A 21,369-nucleotide genomic window follows, 5' to 3' on the forward strand; every position below is an offset into this window, starting at 1 on the left:
CAGTTCCCTCCCCTTTACAAGGGGAGGGTTAGGGTGGGGTAAAAAATATTTGATACATTAACCATAACTTTTCAAACACCCTCTAAGGGGAGATATACTGAAAACGGTTCATAGTTTAACCAAATATGAAACCCCTCTGGTAAACCTCTCCCCGCAACGGGGAGAGGCTTTGAACTTGTTCTTTGTATGATAAAAAAGTCCAGCTTCCAGCCGTTTTGAGTATAGAGGATGAAGACAAGTAGAGGGAGCAGAGGAGGAATAGAACCATTACCCGTTAAAATATCTTTGACAGACTACTACTTACTTAAAAAATGAACCCGACACTCAAGAGCGTTTATCTCCTTAACATTTAGTTATCAAGGAGTACAGATGGGAATGCTAGTTTACGCACAGAATTCTTTGTTGTGGCAGATAATCAGCTTTAATACATATTTTATTGAAGGAATCGGATTCGGTACAGAAAGTTTGGTCGGAAACTTTAAAGGAAAAGGAGATTCACACCAGTTAGCACCTCTAGTTAGTTTTTCTGTCTTAACTGCTCTGATTGTAGGAATATTTTTCGGTGGAATATGTATATTATTTCCCGATAGTGTTTTTAGATTATTCACTAACCACACCGAAATCATCTCTAAGATAGATACTTTTGTTCCCTGGTTGGTACTGGCCTTGGTACTTAGTTCTATAGATTTTACACTGGAAGGATACTTCTTAGGTTTAGCACAAGGACATACCCTCCGTAATGTTAGCTTAGTCGCTCTTTTTATCGGATTTGCACCTGTGAATTTTGCTGCCGTTAAGTTCTCCAGTAACCATATCTTGTGGTTGAGTCTATCTTTGTTCTATGCAATAAGAACGATGATGTTTGTGGTAAAGTTGCCCAGTACATTTAGAAATGATCTTGATAATATTAGTGCTACTCTCCCGGCTTTAGAAGCAAATCCCCTGTTGACTTTAGCTTTTGGAGAAACTCGTGAACAAATAATGGTGGAAAAGTTGGGAGTAGGGGAAGATGTTGAAAACGGGCGCATATAGCAACTATTATTCTTGAACAATCTGCTCTTCATAGTCCCCCCAATTATTGAGGGGAATACAAATCGCACTTGTTTATTACCTGCCCAATAATCCTAATCCAAATTTATAGGCACATTCGTCTAAGGCATTTAACAGATAGCCGCCCTCTTGGACTAAACAAAGTGGTATAGATGCTTGGGTGAGAATCTGACCAATTTCCTCGAAAATAGCAGGTGGTAGATGCCAACCGCCATGAGGATCATTGATAATAATGTCATAGCCAACAGAAACAACCATAGCTGCACAACCAAATTCAATTTTGGACTTTTGAACTAGCTGCTTAACTTCAGTTAAAAATTCTTCTGAACTAGGTGAATGGGAAAAAGGAATGAAAGTTTGACTATCATTAGCTGGTTGAACTTCTTTGTAAGGATAACTAAGGATTGTGGAACTGTGAATAGAACCGAACCAAACATCTGGTCGTGATGCTAATAAAGCAGCAGAACCATTGCCAAAATGAAAGTCAATATCAATCAATCCTACTGGACTTATTCCCGATTCCAGAAGTGTAACTACAGCCGCAACTGCATTATTTAAAAAGCAATATCCTCCTAACCAACCAGGCCCAGCATGGTGTCCGGGAGGTCTACACAAAGCATAGGACAAAGAAGCACCATTGACAATTTTCTGTGCGGCGGCGATCGCAGTTCTAGCCCCTTCACGAGACAAGTCGTAGACTCCCGCAAATAGAGGAGTATCTGCGGCAATTCCTTGGTCAACAAACGGATAATCAAACAGTAACTCTTCTCCTACCAATGCTCCATTCCAATGAGCTAAAAAATCAAGATAGGACTGTTCATGAATTTGTTGGAGAATGTTATCAAGATAGCGATCGCTAACCTCAGCCGTGGAAAAATTGCATTCAGGAAGACGCTGTAGACCTTGAATAATCCTCTGGCTACGTTCTTCAACTTCTTGTCCAGCCTTGTTTCCCTCAGAAGTCACAATGATAGGTGATGCTCCTTGCATTTCTCTTTGTAAGATCACCTCCAGCGACAAATTACTCATACAATCACCTCCCGCATTTCAAAATTTATCAAACACGTACCAGTTCCATCAGGCTCAGGGGCTTTTCTGGAGAGAAAATATTCACTAATTCAAAACCTGATTTTCGGAAAATAGCCTTAAATTCTGCCTGGGTACGCACTAGTCCATGTCCCATACACATCGGATATAAATCTTCCCATTTACTCCAATGGTACTGATTGTCAACGGGAATTACTGGATCGATAACAAGCAGTTTGCCATTTTTAGGCATAGCATAGTTAATGTTTTCCAAAAATTTGACTATACTATCATCATCCCAATCAATCATGATATATGACATAAGATAAATATCACCCCCACTAGGAATGGACTTAAACATATCTCCACCGACTACTTCACATCGTTCATCTACTCCCTCCGCTTTCAGAAACTTAACGGCATCAAAAACTGTCTCAGGCATATCAAAAAGGAGTCCTTGTAAGTGGGGATTATGCTTGAGAATGGCAGAAATAATTAGACCTTGACCGCCTGCTATATCTACGACTTTGCCAACTTTAGAAAAATCATAAGATTTAAGAAGTTGGATTTGACAGTTTTGAGCAATACCAAACATTGATTGACTAAAAATCAAATTAGGTTCAGTATTTTTTTCTAAATACTGCCAGTAATTGTTAACCGAATAAACTGATTTGATAGCTGGCTCACCTGTTTTGACAGTATGGTACATATCTCCAAAAACACGCCAACGCCACTCGTCAATATTAGTTATAGCCAAATATTTTAAAGAGTAAGGATTATCACTTTGAAGATATTCAGCTAGCGGAGTAAGAGCAAAATGACGTGGTTCAACCTCATGGAAAACCCCTACGGTACTAAGACATCGAAGGATGCGATAGAGGGAGGGAGCATGACTTTCAGTAGCTTGTGCCAACTCTTCAACACTTTTTGCTCCTTCTGCCAACAAGTCAGCAATGCTCAACTTCGCAGCAATCCCCAAAGCCTGACTAATCCAAGATGCACAAGTTAACTTGAAAAAATCATCAGGACGTATATCTGTAGTCATCATGTCGCTCCTTATTACTTTAATTGACTTTCACGGGTTATATTGTTATGCTAGATCCAAGGAGTTTCCGCATTCTAGGACCGAAATCTTCAAAGCCACTCTTTTGATAAAAATGGTGGGTATTAGAAAATCTGGGGAATTCATGGGTTGGCAAACATACTTCTAAACGAGAAATTCCCTGTTCATGAGCATAGGTTTCCACAGCTTGAATCAGATTTTCACCGATATTTTGACTGCGATGATCTGGATGAACCCATAGTTCCTGAATCAGTACAAATTGACCTGCTACATGAATCGCTTCTTGCACAGTTAAAGTAATCAAACCAAGGATAGAATCATTGTCTCCTTCTGGATTAGCAATGAAAATAGCACCAGGATATTTCCCTTCAATTACACGCTGACAAATTGCTGTGGCTTCAGCAGGAAGTTGAAATTCTGGAATACCTTTTAATTCTGCTAACAGAGAACCAATACCTGCAAGGACAGCAGGAACGTCAGCCAATTCAGCAGAACGAATCTGGTATGCTTGTTGAGAAATAGCCTTGGGTGTGGACTTTTGTAAAACCGTTCCTGATAGCCAACGAGATGCCATTTCATCTTCTGGGTTATTCAGCATTTCCTGGAAACGCTCTTGCAGCAGTTGGGTAACAGGTCCAGGAAATTGGCTACCGAGAATCTGTCTATCTACCGCAGAAACAGGACGGATCTCATGATAAGTTCCGCTCACAAATACTTCATCTGCCACCATTAAATCGCCCAAAGGCAGAGGTACTTCTCTGACAGGGATATTCAATCTATTTGCAAACTCAATCACTAAACGCCTTGTGACTCCATCAATACTTTGAGGAAGAATAGGAGTATATAAAACAGAGTTTTTGACGATGAAAATATTTGCTCCTGTCATTTCGCAGATAGTTCCATCTGGATTTAACATCAGATTACCGTCAAATCCCATTTTTTTAGCATTGCGATCAGCCGCAGCTTCCACAGCATAGAAGCCACTAATTTTACCTCTAGCGAGGGTAGAACCGGCTTCGGGACGACGGATATGACTAATGCCTAAAGTCAATGGTGGTAAAAATCCTGAACTGTCAGAACGCCAAGCCATAACCAATGCAGCCGAAGGGAATGGGGAAGGATCTAACCCCAAACAATTGCCGTTTGGATATACTAGCAGACGGATATATCCCTGTTGTAAATTGTTCGCACTTACGGCTTGCCACAATGCTTTGATAATTGCTTCGGGTTCCACAGGGGACAATCCCAAAGATAACATTGACAATCGTAATCGGTTGAGATGTAAATCTAATCCTAATATCTTTGAGCCATTGACAGTGGGATAAAGTCGAAATGCTTCAAAGGCAGCAGTTCCAAAATTGAGGGCATGATTATCTACTGGCAAACGTGCTAATTCAGTAGGTACGATGCGTCCATCAAGGTAAGTCCAAGAGCAAAATTCTATGCATAAGTGGGTAATTTTTCGTGTGCGGGAATTTCTAAAACGGCTATTTTAAACCATGAACAAATGCCGAAATTACCAGAAAAACCTGTAGCTTTATCTATGGTAGACCGTAGTTTGAGAATAGGTTCATCAATATTTTTATCTATTTGAGATGATCCTATTAGGTACTTTATTTCCACTCCTAGCACGGTTTCTTGAGAAAGAATTGTAGAACCATGAGGAACATTAGAACCTGCGATATAGACCTGCTGAAATGGCTCTAAAATTGCTTTTTTTTCATTAACATTGATTTCCACTGAACCCGAAGCATACCCATTTGGCTTTCTGGATGTTGATGAGGTTCAAAAATTGCTCCTGGTGAGATATTAGCTAGTTGAATAACTATTTCTTGACAACGAAAAAGTGTCAACTCTAAATCTGGGCGCGGCTTGATAGTTTGAGGAACTGGGAAAAATGTTGACATTTTCTAATTATGTAAATTGATATAAATGGGAAGAGAATCAGACACCAGAAAGTTCTCATTGGAAAAGTTGAGGATTTTTGATCCCAATAACTCCCTGCTGTCTATTTTGTTGACGACCATATACGAGCCAAGCTGTTTGCACAGAGCCAATAACTTCATCAACTACTAATACATCAGGATTTTCTTCAGCAAATTGTAAAGCTGCAATACCGCTATCATACTTACCCGCCAGCAAGTTCTGACCCACCACAGGTTTCGCCGTTTCATGGATAAAAGTTGAGTAGCGTTCTGTATTGACATAAGCCCGTGTAGCAGGCATTAATCCCAGACTGCAGGGATTTTCTACATCACGACGAGTTAGGAGTCCCATAGCACGGGTTGGACATAAGAAGCTATCAATCACGAATACTTCCCGAAAGTATTTTTCTGTTAATTCATAAACTTTAGGATGAGCAGAGTTTTGGATAATGAAGTCAACTTTACCATCATGTAGTAACTCCAGTGCGTCTAACAGATCATTGAACAGTTCTATTTTGGCATTAGCCACTTCTTGAAACTCAATATAAGATTGAGTCGCTAGTTCATGGCAAGTTCCAACAGGTCCAAGAGTTGCAAAAATCAGTTGTTTATTCATTGCTTATACACCTACTTTTTCATAGCCATCAGAAGTTGTTATTTTTATTCCCTGGATAGAGTATTGATCGGGATCAACAACTCCACAATTTGTAATCATCATTGCCTGAATCAATGCTTTAGCTTTCAGCATGATTTCTTCAAACTCCATCTGGGGATCAGAAAGTGCTACAATACCACCACCAACACCAATGGAAGTTTGTTCGGCCGTGATCACAGCAGTACGAATAACAATATTCAAATCGGCTGAACCATTTAATCCTAAAAAGCCAATAGACCCAGAGTAAACTCCCCGCGCTTCTTGCTCTAATTTATCAATAATTTCCAGGGTTCTAATCTTAGGTGCGCCCGTCATAGAACCCCCAGGAAAGGCGTTACGAATGCAGTCTACAGCACTCATATTAGCGCGTAATTGACCACGAATTGTTGTCACCAATTGATGTACTGTAGCGTAGGTTTCCACAGCCATTAATTTGGGTACATGAACCGTTCCCACTGCACAAACCCGTCCCAAATCATTTCTAAGTAAATCCACAATCATCAGATTTTCCGCTCGATCTTTTTCACTGTTCCGCAATTGTTCACAGAGGATAAAATCTTCTTCAGGTGTTTTTCCTCGTGGTAATGTTCCCTTGATAGGTTTTGTTTCTGCCCAACCTTGGCGATCAATTTGCAGAAATCGTTCTGGAGATGAACAGGCAATTCCCACATCACCAAAGCGCAAAAATGCAGCATAAGGAGCAGGATTGATGCGGCGTAATGAACGATAGAACTCTAGCTGATCAGGTGTTGTATCTGTGTAAATCTGGTTTGTTAAACAAACTTGATAAGTTTCTCCTTCGTGAATTTCTTGTAAGCATTTTTCAATATCATCAAGATAAGTCTTTTCAGACCTGCTTAATCTAAAAACAACAGGTGTTTTTTTGTTTTGAGGAACAATAGGCGACAGAGGAGGAAGATTGTCAATTTGGTTTTTGATCGCTTCAAACCAATCTTCGGCGGAGGCTGTTTGTCCTTTCTGAATTAGACAAAGCAGATAGATAGTTTGCTCTTGGTGATCAATTGCAATCATTCGATCTGCTAACATAAACATGGCATCAGGTAAGGCAGATGTGTGATTGAATTTTCCTCCAGATTCTGCCTTTAATTCATAGCCAAAATAACCCACAAACCCGCAGTTAAAATCAAAAGGTAAATGCTCAGATGAGCAATGTCGTCGTTGAATTTCCCGCTGGAGATAATCAAAAATCCCCTCTGTTTTGAAACTGACAGTATCGGACTGTGTAATTGTCAGTTCTTGCCCTTGCGTCCGATAATGAATTAGGAGACTGTTTTCACCACTGTTATCTCCCATGAAAGAAAAGCGAGAAAGACCAGGTTCAACCCGACTGCTATCTAACCAAAATGCACTGGCTGATTTACTAAACAAATGTACAAACATCTGTTCTGTATCGGGACACAGTTCGGCTTCGCTCACTGTAAACAAATTCAATTTGCGCGTACAAAGTTCAAATTCCTGTTGCTGTTTTTTCTTAGTAGAATTTGTGGGTAAAGTTCCATTCCCGTTATTTTCTGTCCAATAATGTTTTTTCGGACTTTTATCTCGTTCCTGGGCAAATTTTTGGGTAATTTCTTTAAAATTCTCAAACAAAGTATGTCCATACTCAGTACAAATTGACTCTGGATGAAACTGTACACCCCACATTGGTAAAGAGCGATGGCGCATTCCCATGATCAGGTTGTCCTCTGTCCACGCTATTTTTTCTAAACAGTCCGGTAGGTCATCTGCAACCAGCAAAGAATGGTAGCGCACCACAGAAAAAGGAGAAGGTATTCCCGCAAACAAATCAGTAGCAGTATGATAAACCTCACTGAGCCGACCATGCCGAACTTCAGGTGCGTGAATAACTTTTCCTCCATAGCTAAATCCTAGTCCCTGATGTCCCAAGCAAACGCCTAGAAGTGGTACTTGGGCATTTTTAATCATTTGACGACAGATCCCAAAATCTTTTGATTTTTCTGGACGACCAGGACCTGGTGAAATCACGATGTTATCAAATTCCCATTGTTTCAGTTCATCCCATATAACTTGATCATTATAAATTACAGTGGGATACTCTCCATTAACTTCTGCAATCAATTGGTAAAGGTTAAAAGTATAAGAGTCGTAGTTATCAATAATCAGGGTTTTCATGTTTAAATCTTCCTAATTAACTCGTCGAAAGGGCTAAAGCCTAACTACATACAAAAGTTTGATAGGTTTCCAGCAATTTTTATCCATAAACTCTATCTTTTAAGATTTCAACATAATTTTGCAGCATTAATTGAATATCTTTGTAACTAAAATATGTCTGATCGTATTCTACATGAATGCTGACATTTCCTGATAATGATTCCATGGAAATAGCATAATTTAAAGGAAAGTTAAACTTGTCATAAATCATTTTTCTCTGTACCTTTAAGCTAGTATGCTTGTCCACAGTTTTGGTATTATGGAAATTTACAAAATTAAACGTAGCCAAAAATAATTCCGTTGTTTTTTGATCTGACAGAATTTGCAGCAGTGGATATCTCACACAAGGTTCAATATCAATTAGGGTTTGCTGGACATTTTTAATTTGTACTCCTTTATCTTCTGTAATTGTTTGAGAAAATGGCACAATATTCCAGAATAAACCTAAAGCTCCGAAGGGATCAGATAATCTTTCTATCCTACCATTAGAAACAACTCCTACAGAAACCTGATTTTCTTTCATGACAATACTAATGAGATCCAGGTATGTACTCAAGAAAATTGCTTTTGGTGAAACTTTCAATTTCCGACAGTATTCACGTAAATCAATAATTATTTCTACATCAAAGTTTTCTTCTACAGATTTTACTTGATCTCCTGAAGTTTTTAATGGCTGTAATGCTTGATATTCATAATTTTGTAAGTGAAGTTTCCAGAAATTTGATGCTTCTGTTGAGCTAATGATTTCTTTCTCTAAAGCGACAAATTCCTGATGCACATTATTTGCAGGAATCACGGGTATTTCTTCTCCTTGCTTGAGAGCAGAATATAATTCCCTTAGTTGATTTACAAATTCAATACCACTCCACCCATCTGTAATTGCATGGTGCATTGACATAAAGAACTCAAATCTATTTTCAGCTTTGCGAAAAAGCCATAATCTAAAAAGTGCTTCATTGCAATTCTCAACGTTGAATAAATTTTGCCTATCTTGCTTTATGATTGCATTAATGTAATTTTCCTGTTCCTCTGATTTGATGTGACTAATATCTTTTTCATTGATGGAAAATTTCAGATTGTTTCTAACCACTTGACATAATGGTTTTCCGTTCTGAAAAATAAACACCGTTCTCAGAGTTGGATGTTTTTCTACTAGAATTTGTAGAGCTTTCTTGAAGACATTTATAGAAAGATTTTCATCATATATATCTAATAATTCCTGTCCATGATAAACCCCCATTTTTTGATGATCATTCGCGTAATGATGCAACATAAACTCCTGCATTTTGGCAAGAGGATATGCGAATTGTGTATCATCAGGTAATAACTCAGAGATATCTTGAGTCAGTTCTAATAAATGTAGGGGGACAGGAACATTATTTTCCTGATGCTGATAATTATTTATTAGTTGAGAAAAGCCGTAAATTTCCTGGTTTGCAGATACATCAATAGATAAACAATGAGTAATTAGAAAACGCAAATTTGCTGCAAAATCTTCAGCGAGATTTTCAATAGTGTCTCGGTGGTGAAAATTTTCGCTGTAAGTCCAATCTACTTTTAACTGACCATCTACTACGAGTCCATTAATATCTAGTAAATGACTGCAATTCTCTTGCTGGCTATGTTCCTCTCCCACTGATTCAGAAGCTAGTTTAAAAAAAGAATTTTCTTGTTTTCCCCAATCGAATTGTCCCAAATAATTGAAACTAACTTCAGCTTTTGGCATTGTTGAAAGTTGAGAGATAATATCTTTATCACCACTCAAATAACGCAGCAAACCGTAGCCAATACCTCGGTTGGGAACAGCACGCAGTTGTTCTTTGATCGACTTAATAGCATCTCCCAGATTATCTGTTGCTTTTAACTCTAAAAGTACGGGAAAGATGGTCGTAAACCAACCGACTGTCCTCGATAAGTCTACATCTTCAAAAATATCTTCTCGTCCATGACCTTCAAGATCAAGTAACACAGAATTACTACCAATCCAACTACCTAAAGTCTGCAATAAAGCAGTTAGCAAGATATCATTAATCTGGGTTTTATAAGCTTTAGGAACTTCCTGCAATAAAGCGCGGGTTTCCTCTGGTGAGAGTGAAACTGATATGATCTGATTGAATGCTACAGTATTAGCACCCAAGGCATGATCGACTGGTATACGAGTTATTTGTGTAGATGGAATACCTTGCCAATAAGTTAGTTTTTGCTTTGCACTATCAGACTGTGCGTAAGAATTCAGTTTCTCAGCCCAATATTTAAAAGAGGTCGTTTTAGGACGAAACTGAATCTTTTCACCGCGACTAATCTGTTGGTAAGCTGTTTCTAAGTCTTCTAACAAAATTCGCCAAGAAACGCCGTCTACTGCTAGGTGATGAATAATTATTAATAATCGGCTGGATTTGTTAGTACCTAGACAAAAAAACGCTACTTGCATGATTGGACCAGAAGCAAGATTTAAGCTAGTTTGTAGGGAACTAGCAGTGGCTTCGATAGCTGCTTTTTGTTCTGCATCTGGTATGTCCGATAAATCTACATAAGAAAAAGGAATAGTATCATCAGGGGTAATATTAATCTGTTCCCCATTGGACGGACAACGTAAGCGCAGAGTATCATGATGTAATAATAATTGTCGCAGCACTTCCGGGAATAAAGTCCAGTCAACTACCCCAGATAATTCCAGCAGCAATGACTGATTAAAGTGGTGAGGTTCGGGGAAATTTTGCTCTTTGAACCAGTGTTGAATAGGTGTCAGCGGTAATAATCCTGTTACCAAACCTTGTTCTGCTTTCACCGTCTGAGTGATGTTAGTTACTGCCGCCAATTCAGCAATCGTCTGGTTTTGAAATATCTGTTTAGCCGTTAATTGTAATCCAGCTTGTTTAGCTTTAAAAATAATCTGAATACTGAGAATAGAATCTCCACCCAACTCAAAGAAATTGTCATGGATACCAACTTGTTTAAGATGCAGAACTTCACACCATATTTTTGCTAGTATTTCTTCAGACTCCGTGCGCGGTGCTGCTAGATCCGTTTCTATTTTATGGCTTGTTGTATCAGGTTTAGGTAAACCACGCCGATCTACCTTACCATTAGGGGTAAGAGGCAGAGCATCCAAAACCACAAAAGCAGAAGGTATCATGTAATCTGGTAACTTCTGTTTCAGGAAAGAACGCAATTGCGACTGGGGTAAAGACGTTTCATTCAACGTCCCTACTATGTATGCAACTAAGCGTTTAGAACCTGGAATATCATCAGAATCAATCACTACCGCTTCTGATATTTGGGGGTGTGTAATCAGTAAAGTTTCAATTTCCCCCAGTTCAATGCGAAAACCGCGTATTTTCACCTGATTATCAATGCGACCCAAAAACTCAATATTCCCGTCGGGTAAATAACGAGCTAAATCCCCTGTTTTGTAAATACGTTCTAATGGATTAAAAGGATGAGGAATAAATTTTGCATCTGTTAAATCTGGACGGTGGAGATAACCTCTAGCTAAACCCACCCAGTTTTTGCAGATAATTTGCTAGTTGATTTCCCCGTTGATTTAATTCCTGATAAGTTAGTTTTTCCCCTTCAATCTCTACTGCTACAGCGTCAGGTGTTTTTATTACCTGTTCTTCAAATAATTGATGGATACATTTATCTAATGGATAATCTTTTTTAGTATTATTCCAATCAACTAATAATTGATATTGCTCAATTTCTGTTAACAATGGTAATTGGGAAATAGGTTGCTGTGGATTGGCGACAATTCCTGTTACTAAAGTGTGGAAATTTCCTGCCATGCGAGCAATTGTTGAATCATCAAACAAGTCGCTATTATATTCCCATTCGGCTATCAATCCAGAAGATGTATTCTCAATTGAGAGAGCTAAATCGAACTTCGCTATTCCCGTTTCCACAGGAAATGAACTTATACTTAACCCTGGCAAATCTAAACTTGATATGGGAACATTCTGGAGATCAAACATCACCTGAAACAGAGGTAAGTGACTCAAAGAACGCTCAGTTTGCAAAGCATCAACCAATTTCTCAAAGGGCAGGTCTTGATGACTGTATGCTTGCAGAGATACTTCCCGCACCCTCATTAGTAACTGCTCAAAACTGGGGTTGTCTGACAAATCAGTTCGCAGCACTAAAGTATTCACAAAAAGACCAATTATCCCTTCTATTTCCGGACGATTACGACCAGCAATGGGTGTACCAATTACAATGTCCTTTTCCCCTGTATAACGATAAAGCAAGGTAACAAAAGCCGCAAAAAACGTCATGAACGGGGTAACTCCTGCACTCTTGCTAAGTAGGTTCATAGCCTCACCTAGCGACGGAGGAAGTGTAAATTGTTGATGTTTTCCCCGGTTTGTTTGAATAGCAGGTCTGGGTCTATCGGTAGGAAGTTCTAATAAGGTGGGAGCGCCTTGAAGTTGTTGCTGCCAATAGGATAACTGCTCTGTAATTCTCCCTTGTTCCCACCACTGTCGCTGCCAAACGGCAAAGTCTGCATACTGTATGGGTAATTCAGGCAGTTCAACAACTTTTTGAGGGGTTTTGTCATTACAGAATGCAGTGTAGAGTGTTGCTAATTCTTGGACAAATACCCCCGTTGACCAACCATCAAAAATAATGTGGTGTGCTGTGAGGATAAAAACGTACTCTGTTGAGGTAAGCTGTAAGAGAGTGGCACGTATTAAAGGTTCTCTTTCTAGATCATAAGATCGCACTGCCTCATTTTGAACTAATCGCTGCATTTCCACTTCTCGTTCCTCTGTTGGCAGATACAGCAAATCTACGATTTCTAGTGGCAAAAAAAGAGTTTCAGCAATAACCTGAATGGGTTGATTTTCTTGTGTGACAAAGTTTGTCCGTAACGCTTCATGTCGACGGATGATTTCGTTTAGGCTCGATTGTAGCGCAGTTACATTAAGTTTCCCGCTAAACCGCCAAAGGATAGGGATGTTATAAAACGCACTATTGGGATCTAATTTGTCTAAAAACCACAATCTCGCTTGTGCAAAGGAGAGCGGGAGGTTTTCTGTCCTACCAACTGGTTTAATTCCCAGAAACTCAATGTTACCGTTAGGTAAATAGCGAGCTAAGTCTCCTGTTTTGTAAATACGTTCTGATTGCTTAAAGGGATGAGCAATAAATTTTGCATCTGTTAGATCTGGATGGTGGAGATAGCCTCTAGCTAAACCCATACCACCAATATGCAACTCGCCTGGTACACCGATAGGGACTGGTTGTAAATAGCTATCAAGAATGTAAGTCTGCACATTATCAAAAGCATTGCCAATTACTTGTTTTGGCTGTGTATCCTCTGTTGCTAACTTTGATAAGTCGTATACTGTTGACAATACTGTTGCTTCTGTTGGTCAATAGCCGTTCATTAACATCGGTGGCGCTTTTAAATTCTGAACGCGCGATCTATATTCCATGCTCTTTTGCCACAGGTTCAATTTTTCTGGCAGCCATTGTTCTCCACCATTAGCTAACAACCTTACTGATGGTGGTAGGGTTTCATTGGTTGTTGCTAATTCTGCCGTTAGCTGGTGCCAGTATGCTGTTCCCATCATTAATACTGTTAATTCCCATTCCCAGCACTTCTGGATAAATGTGGAGACAGTACCCAACATTTCAGCAGTCCGTAGCACTAAGGTTGCACCAGAGACTAGACAGGGATAGATTTCTTCTGCGGCTGCGTCAAAACTGATCGATGCAGCTTGCAGAACTCTGTCTCTATTGCTTATCTCATATTTGTCTTTTACCGTTTGGGCAAAGTTCGCTAAAGACCGATGTTCAATCATTACTCCTTTCGGCTTTCCTGTGGAGCCAGAGGTATAAATTACATAGGCTAAATTATTGGCTTTAACTTGAGTTTGTGGGTTTTTATCGCTTTGAGTGCTGATTAATTCCCAATTGGTATCTAAACAGATCACCTCTAAGCCAGTATTCGGTATTGAGTTCACTAACTGCTGTTGAGTTAATAGCACTTTTGCCTGAGAATCATCCAACATATAGGCTAAACGTTCTGCTGGATAAGCTGGATCTAAAGGAACATAAGCACCACCAGCTTTAAGAATCCCTAATAATCCTACTACCATTAACAGCGATCGCTCTACACAAATTCCTACTAAAACCTCTGGATTTACACCCAGTTTTTGCAGATAATTTGCCAGTTGATTTGCCTGTTGATTTAATTCCTGATAAGTTAGTTTTTTCCCTTCCAACTCTACCGCTATAGCGTCAGGTGTTTTGATTACCTGTTCTTCAAATAATTGATGGATACATTTATCTAATGGATATTCTTTTTTAGTATTATTCCAATCAACTAATAATTGATATTGCTCAATTTCTGTTAACAATGGTAATTGGGAAATAGGTTGCTGTGGATTAATTAAAATACTTTCTAGCAAGGTTTGATAATTTCCTGCTATTCGTTCTACAGTGGAAATATTAAACAGATCAGTGTTGTATTGCCAGCAAAAATTAAACTCACTACCAGTTTTAATAATCGCCAAATCTATATCAAATGCTGATCCTCGTTGATGTCCTTCTATTAAGAATGGCGACATCACTAAAGATGATTTTTGGCTATTATCATACCAGCGATGCTCTTGCCAAGTTAAAGAAACTTGAAACAGAGGAGAACGACTAGAATCTCTTTCAGGAATAAGCTGTTTTACTAATAGGGGAAAGGGATAATCTTCATGTTTCTTACCCTCAGAAACTGTGCGACGTATTTGAGCAAGAAAATCTCTGAAGGTGGGATTTTCCCCTAGATTTGCACGTAATACTATGGGGTCTGTAAAGTAGCCAATAATACTTTCAAATTCCTTTTTACCTGACCGACCCGCAACCGGACAACCTACTAGGATGTCTTCTTGTCCTGATAAGCGGTAAAATAGAATAAAAAATGCAGCCAGAAAAATTCTATACAGGCTGGTTTTTTCTAATTCTGACAACTTTCTCAGCCTGGAAAGCAATTCTTCATCTAACTTGATGATGTGTGTATTGCCAGAGTAGGTTTGCACATTTGGTCTAAGTTTATCTACAGGCAAGTCTAAGACTGGCAACTCACCTGTTAATTGTTTATGCCAGTATGCTGAAAGTTGTTCACCTTGAGAACTTGATAACATCTCGGTCTGCCAACTTACATAATCTGTGTATGATAGCTTTGGAAGAGAGAGACTATTATCTGTTTGAGAATTATAAATATTTGAATTTTCAATAATTTGTAAGTCAGCTTGAGACGATGTTTTTACTTCTGTAGCATACAGAATTTGCAGTTCATTTAATAATATGTCAAAAGACCACATATCTCCAGCAATGTGGTGCATGGCCAGTAATTGGATATGTTCTGCTGATGATCTTGTAAATAGATGTACCCGCAATACTGGACCTGTTTCCAAGTTGTAGGGACGCTCGGTTTCTGTCAGAATTTGTTTTTTCAAGTAGTCTAAATTCCAAGCAGAAGCATCTGTTATTTTAATATCTATCTCTTGGTATGGGTGAATTACTTGAATAGGTTGATCTTCATACTGTGCATAAGTAGTTCGTAGGATAGGATGACGTTCTACAATCTGAAGCCACGCTCTGTGCCATGCCTCCAAGTGTAAATCTGAGTTTATCCGTACTGTTGTATAGATATTGTATGCGATGCTCTGGGGTGCTATCTGGTCAAGAAACCACATCGCTTGTTGACCGTAGGAGAGGGGAAATGATTTTGCTTCCTCTGTAAGTTGTGGCTGCCTTTCCAAAGAAGAATTGCTCTGCATTGCTAATTTATAACTTTGTTATCTGTGAGTTTAATTGTAGTCGTTAGGGGATGTTTGAAAAGTGTTATTCCGTAATTTTCATCACGTTGCTACCCCCCTTTCCCCTTGTAAAGGGGGGAAACAATAAAAATCCAGTTCCCTCCCCTTTACAAGGGGAGGGTTAGGGTGGGGTAAAAAATATTTGATACATCAACCATAACTTTTCAAACATCCTCTTAGGGGGGTACAGAAAATATCACAACCATAATAACAGAAATTCGTACTATGATTCTTCGATTTCTAACGGGTAAATGGGTATCCTGGTATCTACGTTCCCTGTTCCCTTTGAATGTACATCTATTGGTAATTTTTAGGAATACCAACTTGTGATAAACCAGCAATTACTTTCAAATTTTGACAACGAATTAATTCACTAAAATTTAAACCAGAACGCCCTTCTATTGTTCCTACTGCTTCAATAGCTGTTAACAAATGTTGGGCGGCTTCAGTTTCTGAATAACCCCGTCTTTGGGCGATTCTAATAGCGACTGTATCAGCAGTTAATTCTGACTCCTGGGATTTATTCGTGCGCCAAATCCGGATAGCCGCTACAGCACTTAATCCCCCGGCTATTACCACACCTACCACATCCCCCTGGACTGCTTCGAGTATTCCGCCTACAAGCCCTGCTAACACCACACCTTGATAAATATTAGGTTGTAACCATTTCACCCCTATTAACCAGCTTACCTTCTGTAATAGGAGTAAATCTCGTTGGGGTTTTGTCAACCGTCTCCATAAGTCGAAATTAATATATATTGGTCTTGCTTGACTCAATGGCAGGGGAAAAGCCGCATCTATTACCTGTTTTTGTTCTGGTTTACTGACGATTTTAGTCATCATTCGCCCAGAAGCGGGCATGACATCCAACAACCGACGAATTTCAATATTTGGTTCCATAATATCCATTGTTAGTCATAATTATGTATATTCAATGACTACTAAGATTACACTCTATTACAGTTTATATTTATATGGACGCTTTTGATCCCAATCCGCCAGAATGGACTAATCAAGCCGTACACGCCTATCAATTTCATTGTCCCAAATGCCATGCTGGTAGTCGAGAAGCCGTTAATGTGTGGTTAAATAGAAGGTCTCCTGTCAGTACCCCAGAACGTCGTCGGAAGTGGCAAGAATTTTACCATTGTCATTGCGGTTATGTCTGGTGGGCTTGGAGTAATGATAGACCACCGACGGATTTATCTAAGCAAAATCAAAATAATTAACTGCTTTGAGGCAGAGCCTCTATGACGGCATTCCCAGTCGGAGACTGGGAACGAGAGATTGTATTTATTCTAAATCTGGTTCAACACCAAGCGATCGAAGTTGGGCAATTAATCTTTCGGTTTTTTGCCTTTCTTGTTCTAACTTTTGTCTTTCCTGTTCAGCTTTTTGCCTTTCTTTTTCAGCTTTTTGTTTTTCCTCTTCTGTGCTGGTTAACATCCAATTACCATCTTTGTCATACCAACGTAACCAAGGCATTTCGACGGTTTTATAACTTCCTTGCCACACTCCTAAACCTAATTCTATTTCGGGAATCCAAAACCGAAAATCTGATAATTCTACTTCAGCATAACGAGCGCCAGTTAACTGAAACATTCTAAATTCAGATTTATAACGATCAAAGATGGCGTAGTAGGGAACTCTTAAAATTTGTTCATAAACTTCCCATTTACCAGGAGGTTTTTCGACATCTCTTAATATTGTCCCTAAGTCTTCTTTTTCTGTTCCTGGTGAGAGTAATTCAACAATAATATGAGGATTAACTGCTTCTTGCCAAACTACATAACTTAACCGTAAATCTCTTTTGTCATAAAGAGAGGGAACACCTAACACTGCAAACCAATCAGGGCGTTTATACCATGAAGGATGACGCAAATCATAGTAAAGATTCAGATCACTTCCTGTAAATATTTGGTCGCTAGGATAGTCAGGGGGACGGAATGTTTCTGCTAATAATTGTGGTTGGAATAAATGAAATTGATCTGGCAAACCAGGTTCCTCCGGGTCTTCGCTAGGAAGATCATACATTGTCGGTAATGTTTCTTTAGGGGAAAGTGGCGGATCTATTTGATACATTCTTAACAATCCTAAAGATAGAATTTCTATTTCTATTATGTAGTAATATGATTCGGTTTAGAAAATGGTAGCGACTGTTTTGAATATTCGGTTTTGTGGGGGAGAAAGTCTTGTTTATTGAAAATTTACAAGAATCAAATCTTCCTAATCATGAATTGACCCATCTGGCATTATAGCTCCTTTGAGTATGGCTCCTTCGAGGTCGGCTTCTGTGAGCAAAACTTTTGTTATCAAGTCCGGTTCAAAGCGGTAGGCTCCTTCGAGGTTGGCTCCTGTGAGGTTGGCTGCTATGAGGTCGGCTCTTGTGAGGTTGGCTCTTGTGAGGAAGGCTTCTGTGAGGTTGGCTCCTGAGAGGAAGGCTTCTGTGAGCTTGGCTCCTGAGAGGACGGCTTCTGTGAGGTTGGCTCCTGCGAGGACGGCTTCTGTGAGGTTGGCTCCGTAGAGGTTGGCTCCTTTGAGGTTGGCTTTTTTGAGGTTGAATCCACTAATATTAACTTTAGTTAAATCAAGATATTTATTTTCTAAATCTGGGTGTTTACGTTCTGCAATCACAGTTAAACACGCTTGAATAGAAATTCTAAGTTCTAGAAATTTTTTTTGATCTTCTGGAGATTGTGACTCATTTTCTTTTATAACAGGTGCATTCTGACGGACAAAAGCTGTCAGAACTTCCATAATTGTCCATTGGTCTGGTGCAGAATCTCTCGCAATTCGTTCTAAAGTATAAATTCCACCTAATATAACTTCCGGTTTATCACTCCCAAGCTGTTCAATAGCCTTAGAAAATCTTTCTGTAATTTGTTTTTGATTTGCAGCCTCTGCATTTTTATTTGCAGCTTCTGCATTTCTATTTGCAGCCTCTGCATTTTTATTTGCCGCGTCTGCATTTCTATTTGTAGCCTTTGCAGTCTCTTCCATAGCCTCTGCACGTCTACCTGCAAAGTAAACATTAACAATTACTGCCCCTCCACTAATGAATAAACCTAATACTTTAAGACTTTCAACAATATATTCATATTTGTTTTTCAATAATTCTGTTCTGTCAGTAGTTAAAATCATTGAGATAAAATAAACTGTAACAGCAACAGCTATCAAAAACAAAAATATAATTCCAGTTATCGCCCAATTTTTAATAAAATCGTTTTTATCATCTGTGAACATAATACAATTTCTACTCCCTGTGTAAAATGGCTTTATTAAGTAAGCAATGCAAGATACAGACATTTTAGCACATCAAAAAGCAAATACACTAGAACAAGAAAAAATTTTATTGTTAAAATAACCTTAAATAACGGCAGAAAAATTAAAATTTATTCTTTTTCGTTCCTAGTCTCTGACTAGGAATGCTATCAAGAGGCTCTGCCTCAATATCTCACAAATCAATCAATTCCACCTCTAATAAACTCGGCAATTCCATATAATTCCGGTAACTAGAATAACGCCAATGAGCCGGATCATCAACATACCCACGTCGCACCGGATTATTATGAATATATTCTAATTTTTGGATAAACATTTCTTCATTAGCAATTGCTTGGGGATGAAAACCTTCTTGCCACAGTTGATAATCTTGTTTGATCTTGTGTTTTAATTTATGAAATTCTAATTGATTAAGTATATATTCAGCATTATTTTTCTGGAGTAAATCAATAATGGAACGAGCCGTAAATGATTTAAAATTCCCTATTTCTTTAGATAAGTTTGCAGCCGCAGCGATGAGATGAAGATGATTTTCCATAATGACATAACCATATAATGTCAAACGCTGCTGACGTTGGAGAAAGTTGAGGGAATCTATGATAATTTGGACAAGTTCAATATTGCCAAATAATGGCATCCAATTTACTAATGTGCAGGTGAGGAAATGCGGTTGAGTTCCTAATACATGATAGCGGCTGCGTCCCATTGTTTCATTTAATTTGGTAGATGTGGTGATTTTATTTTAATATGAGAGGCAGTTTTTTAATAATAATGAGGGAATATGGGAGGCAGAGCCTCTAGAGGGCATTCCCAGTCAGAGACTGGGAACGAGGGAGGAACTACACATTTAACGGTTTTTTTGGGATGACTGGCGTTGGTACAGGTGCAATAACTTCCTTACCTGTAATTAATCTCGCGCCACGATTGCGGGTAAAATAACTCCACAACCATTGAATCATCACCACTAACTTATTATCAAACTCAATCAAGAAGTAGATATGAATAAATAACCACACAAACCACGCAAAGAAACCTCTGAGTTTGATAAATCCTAAATCAACAACTGCGGCGTGTTGCCCAATCATTGCTAAACTACCTCTATCCACATATTTGAATGGACGTAATGTTTCACCTTTCAACCGTTTTTGAATGAGTTTAGCCACATATTCGCCTTCCTGCATGGCGACTGGTGCAACTCCCGGTAAAGGTTTATCATTTTGATGGGCGAAATTTGCTAAGTCACCAACTACGAAAATGTTGGGAAATCCTTTAATACTTAGGTCTGGTTCAACCATAACACGACCAGCGCGATCGCTCTCAACTCCCGTCTTCTCTGTCAAAACTTTCCCCATTGGTGAGGCTTTCACACCCGCAGCCCACAACACGGTTTTTGCCGCAATTTCTTTAACATCATCACCTTGCTTAATCGTCACAATATCATTTTCAATATGTGTAACTAAGGTTTTGGTTTGCACATCCACACCCAAAGCCTTTAAAGATGCTTCTGCTGTGTGCGATAATTCCGGTGCAAAAGGGGGAAGAATCCGATCTAAACCTTCTAACAATAAAACTCTGGTTTCTGCGGTGTCAATGTTGCGGAAATCTTCTGTCAGGGTTTTAGTTGCCAATTCAGCGATCGCTCCCGCCAATTCTACCCCAGTTGGACCACCACCGACAATCACAAAAGTTAACAAAGCTTGGCGTTTTACCGGATTACTTTCGCTTTCAGCCGCTTCAAATGCTGAAAATATCCGCCGACGCATCTCAATGGCATCTTCTACAGTCTTTAAACCCGGTGCAAATTCTTCCCAGTTATCCTTCCCAAAATAGGAATGCTTCGCCCCTGTAGCCACAATTAAGGTATCGTAGGGGACGGATTCCGCGCCTACCATCACCTTTTGGGCGGTAGTGTCAATATCATTCACTTCACCCAACAGCACCTTTGTATTCTTGCTTTTGCTGAGAACAGCACGCAAAGGAGAGGAAATATCCGCTGGGGACAAAGAACCTGTAGCGACTTGGTACAGCAGTGGTTGAAACAGGTGAAAATTGCGTTTATCAATCAGCGTGATTTGTACATTGGCTTTAGCCATAGACTTCGCAGCATACAATCCACCGAAGCCACCACCAATAATCACGACTTGATGAACTGGTTTCTTGTCAGCTAGATCAACCATAAAAAATATTTCCTTCCATTACAGGGCTGTAACTATTCTTAACAAATTTGTATCAAAATTATCACAATTATTTCTGTTTATCTTGAACTTCTGAAAAAAAAATAAAAGTAGGGGATTTGTCATTGGTGTTCCCAATCACCAATCACCAATCACCAATCACCAATTACCCAATTTGCGATACAAT

The 21,369-nt window shown here is 39.1% G+C and carries 15 protein-coding genes and 2 pseudogenes; 2 read left to right on the forward strand and 15 right to left on the reverse strand.

Going from position 1 to position 21,369, the window contains the following annotated elements; genetic code table 11:
• Positions 1-375 precede the first annotated feature (375 nt).
• On the forward strand, positions 376-1,032 hold the full coding sequence (locus PN450_RS22280; RefSeq protein ID WP_271837586.1) for an MATE family efflux transporter: 657 nt from the start codon (positions 376-378) through the stop codon (positions 1,030-1,032).
• Positions 1,033-1,107: 75 nt separating this feature from the next.
• On the opposite strand, the gene PN450_RS22285 is transcribed toward PN450_RS22280, so the two are convergent.
• The 11 genes and pseudogenes from PN450_RS22285 to PN450_RS22335 form a co-directional block, all read right to left on the reverse strand.
• Complete coding sequence (locus PN450_RS22285; RefSeq protein WP_271837587.1) at positions 1,108-2,079, reverse strand: arginase family protein; 972 nt, start codon at positions 2,077-2,079, stop codon at positions 1,108-1,110.
• A gap of 28 nt (positions 2,080-2,107) precedes the next feature.
• Positions 2,108-3,124, reverse strand: coding sequence for a methyltransferase (locus tag PN450_RS22290; protein WP_148760636.1), 1,017 nt, complete (start codon positions 3,122-3,124; stop codon positions 2,108-2,110).
• A 34-nt stretch (positions 3,125-3,158) separates the two neighbouring features.
• The gene (locus PN450_RS22295) at positions 3,159-4,523 is read right to left on the reverse strand and encodes a GNAT family N-acetyltransferase (RefSeq protein ID WP_271837588.1); all 1,365 of its coding nucleotides are present in this window, start codon (positions 4,521-4,523) and stop codon (positions 3,159-3,161) included.
• A 56-nt stretch (positions 4,524-4,579) separates the two neighbouring features.
• A complete protein-coding gene (locus PN450_RS22300; protein ID WP_271837589.1) occupies positions 4,580-4,879 on the reverse strand; it encodes a cupin domain-containing protein in 300 nt (99 codons plus the stop codon).
• Entirely contained in the window at positions 4,843-5,046 is a 204-nt protein-coding gene (locus PN450_RS22305; RefSeq protein WP_271837590.1) for a cupin domain-containing protein, read from the reverse strand. The genes PN450_RS22300 and PN450_RS22305 overlap by 37 nt, the downstream gene beginning before the upstream one ends.
• 55 nt (positions 5,047-5,101) lie before the next feature.
• Positions 5,102-5,680 (reverse strand): hypothetical protein, encoded by a 579-nt coding sequence (locus PN450_RS22310; RefSeq protein ID WP_168360068.1) that lies wholly within the window; start codon positions 5,678-5,680, stop codon positions 5,102-5,104.
• Positions 5,681-5,683: 3 nt separating this feature from the next.
• The gene (gene pabB, locus PN450_RS22315) at positions 5,684-7,873 is read right to left on the reverse strand and encodes an aminodeoxychorismate synthase (RefSeq protein ID WP_271837591.1); all 2,190 of its coding nucleotides are present in this window, start codon (positions 7,871-7,873) and stop codon (positions 5,684-5,686) included.
• A gap of 79 nt (positions 7,874-7,952) precedes the next feature.
• Positions 7,953-11,414 (reverse strand): annotated as a pseudogene (locus PN450_RS22320) (condensation domain-containing protein); the annotation flags it as partial.
• Positions 11,401-13,110: a condensation domain-containing protein gene (locus PN450_RS22325; protein WP_334311506.1), complete on the reverse strand. Its 1,710-nt coding sequence runs from the start codon at positions 13,108-13,110 to the stop codon at positions 11,401-11,403. The pseudogene PN450_RS22320 and the gene PN450_RS22325, both read right to left, overlap by 14 nt.
• Positions 13,099-15,687: pseudogene (locus PN450_RS22330) on the reverse strand (non-ribosomal peptide synthetase); the annotation flags it as partial. The pseudogene PN450_RS22330 and the gene PN450_RS22325, both read right to left, overlap by 12 nt.
• 336 nt (positions 15,688-16,023) lie before the next feature.
• The gene (locus tag PN450_RS22335; protein WP_168633031.1) at positions 16,024-16,626 is read right to left on the reverse strand and encodes a DUF3318 domain-containing protein; all 603 of its coding nucleotides are present in this window, start codon (positions 16,624-16,626) and stop codon (positions 16,024-16,026) included.
• Between the two features lie 74 nt (positions 16,627-16,700).
• Between PN450_RS22335 and PN450_RS22340 the strand changes: the two genes are divergently transcribed.
• Positions 16,701-16,955, forward strand: a complete 255-nt coding sequence (locus PN450_RS22340) for a hypothetical protein (RefSeq protein WP_168633030.1) — start codon at positions 16,701-16,703, stop codon at positions 16,953-16,955.
• Positions 16,956-17,019: 64 nt separating this feature from the next.
• Here the strand turns inward: PN450_RS22340 and PN450_RS22345 are convergent, their stop codons facing one another.
• From PN450_RS22345 to PN450_RS22360, 4 genes are all read right to left on the reverse strand, one after another.
• On the reverse strand, positions 17,020-17,808 hold the full coding sequence (locus PN450_RS22345; protein WP_271837593.1) for a Uma2 family endonuclease: 789 nt from the start codon (positions 17,806-17,808) through the stop codon (positions 17,020-17,022).
• Between the two features lie 144 nt (positions 17,809-17,952).
• Entirely contained in the window at positions 17,953-18,969 is a 1,017-nt protein-coding gene (locus PN450_RS22350) for a pentapeptide repeat-containing protein (protein WP_271837594.1), read from the reverse strand.
• Between the two features lie 211 nt (positions 18,970-19,180).
• Positions 19,181-19,714: an REP-associated tyrosine transposase gene (locus tag PN450_RS22355; RefSeq protein ID WP_015078995.1), complete on the reverse strand. Its 534-nt coding sequence runs from the start codon at positions 19,712-19,714 to the stop codon at positions 19,181-19,183.
• Positions 19,715-19,847: 133 nt separating this feature from the next.
• Positions 19,848-21,185 (reverse strand): NAD(P)/FAD-dependent oxidoreductase, encoded by a 1,338-nt coding sequence (locus PN450_RS22360; protein WP_271837595.1) that lies wholly within the window; start codon positions 21,183-21,185, stop codon positions 19,848-19,850.
• Between the last annotated feature and the right edge of the window lie 184 nt (positions 21,186-21,369).

Source organism: Dolichospermum lemmermannii CS-548 (assembly GCF_028330815.1).
Lineage (GTDB): Bacteria > Cyanobacteriota > Cyanobacteriia > Cyanobacteriales > Nostocaceae > Dolichospermum > Dolichospermum lemmermannii.

Excerpts from the sequence above, each read along its gene's own strand:
- PN450_RS22355 (WP_015078995.1), bottom strand. The coding sequence starts at position 19,714 with ATGGGACGCAGCCGCTATCATGTATTAGGAACTCAACCGCATTTCCTC.
- PN450_RS22285 (WP_271837587.1), bottom strand. The coding sequence starts at position 2,079 with ATGAGTAATTTGTCGCTGGAGGTGATCTTACAAAGAGAAATGCAAGGA.
- PN450_RS22305 (WP_271837590.1), bottom strand. The coding sequence starts at position 5,046 with ATGTCAACATTTTTCCCAGTTCCTCAAACTATCAAGCCGCGCCCAGAT.
- PN450_RS22325 (WP_334311506.1), bottom strand. The coding sequence starts at position 13,110 with ATGGGTTTAGCTAGAGGCTATCTCCACCATCCAGATCTAACAGATGCA.
- PN450_RS22280 (WP_271837586.1), top strand. The coding sequence starts at position 376 with ATGCTAGTTTACGCACAGAATTCTTTGTTGTGGCAGATAATCAGCTTT.
- PN450_RS22310 (WP_168360068.1), bottom strand. The coding sequence starts at position 5,680 with ATGAATAAACAACTGATTTTTGCAACTCTTGGACCTGTTGGAACTTGC.
- PN450_RS22360 (WP_271837595.1), bottom strand. The coding sequence starts at position 21,185 with ATGGTTGATCTAGCTGACAAGAAACCAGTTCATCAAGTCGTGATTATT.
- PN450_RS22335 (WP_168633031.1), bottom strand. The coding sequence starts at position 16,626 with ATGGAACCAAATATTGAAATTCGTCGGTTGTTGGATGTCATGCCCGCT.
- pabB (WP_271837591.1), bottom strand. The coding sequence starts at position 7,873 with ATGAAAACCCTGATTATTGATAACTACGACTCTTATACTTTTAACCTT.
- PN450_RS22345 (WP_271837593.1), bottom strand. The coding sequence starts at position 17,808 with ATGTATCAAATAGATCCGCCACTTTCCCCTAAAGAAACATTACCGACA.
- PN450_RS22350 (WP_271837594.1), bottom strand. The coding sequence starts at position 18,969 with ATGTTCACAGATGATAAAAACGATTTTATTAAAAATTGGGCGATAACT.
- PN450_RS22340 (WP_168633030.1), top strand. The coding sequence starts at position 16,701 with ATGGACGCTTTTGATCCCAATCCGCCAGAATGGACTAATCAAGCCGTA.
- PN450_RS22290 (WP_148760636.1), bottom strand. The coding sequence starts at position 3,124 with ATGATGACTACAGATATACGTCCTGATGATTTTTTCAAGTTAACTTGT.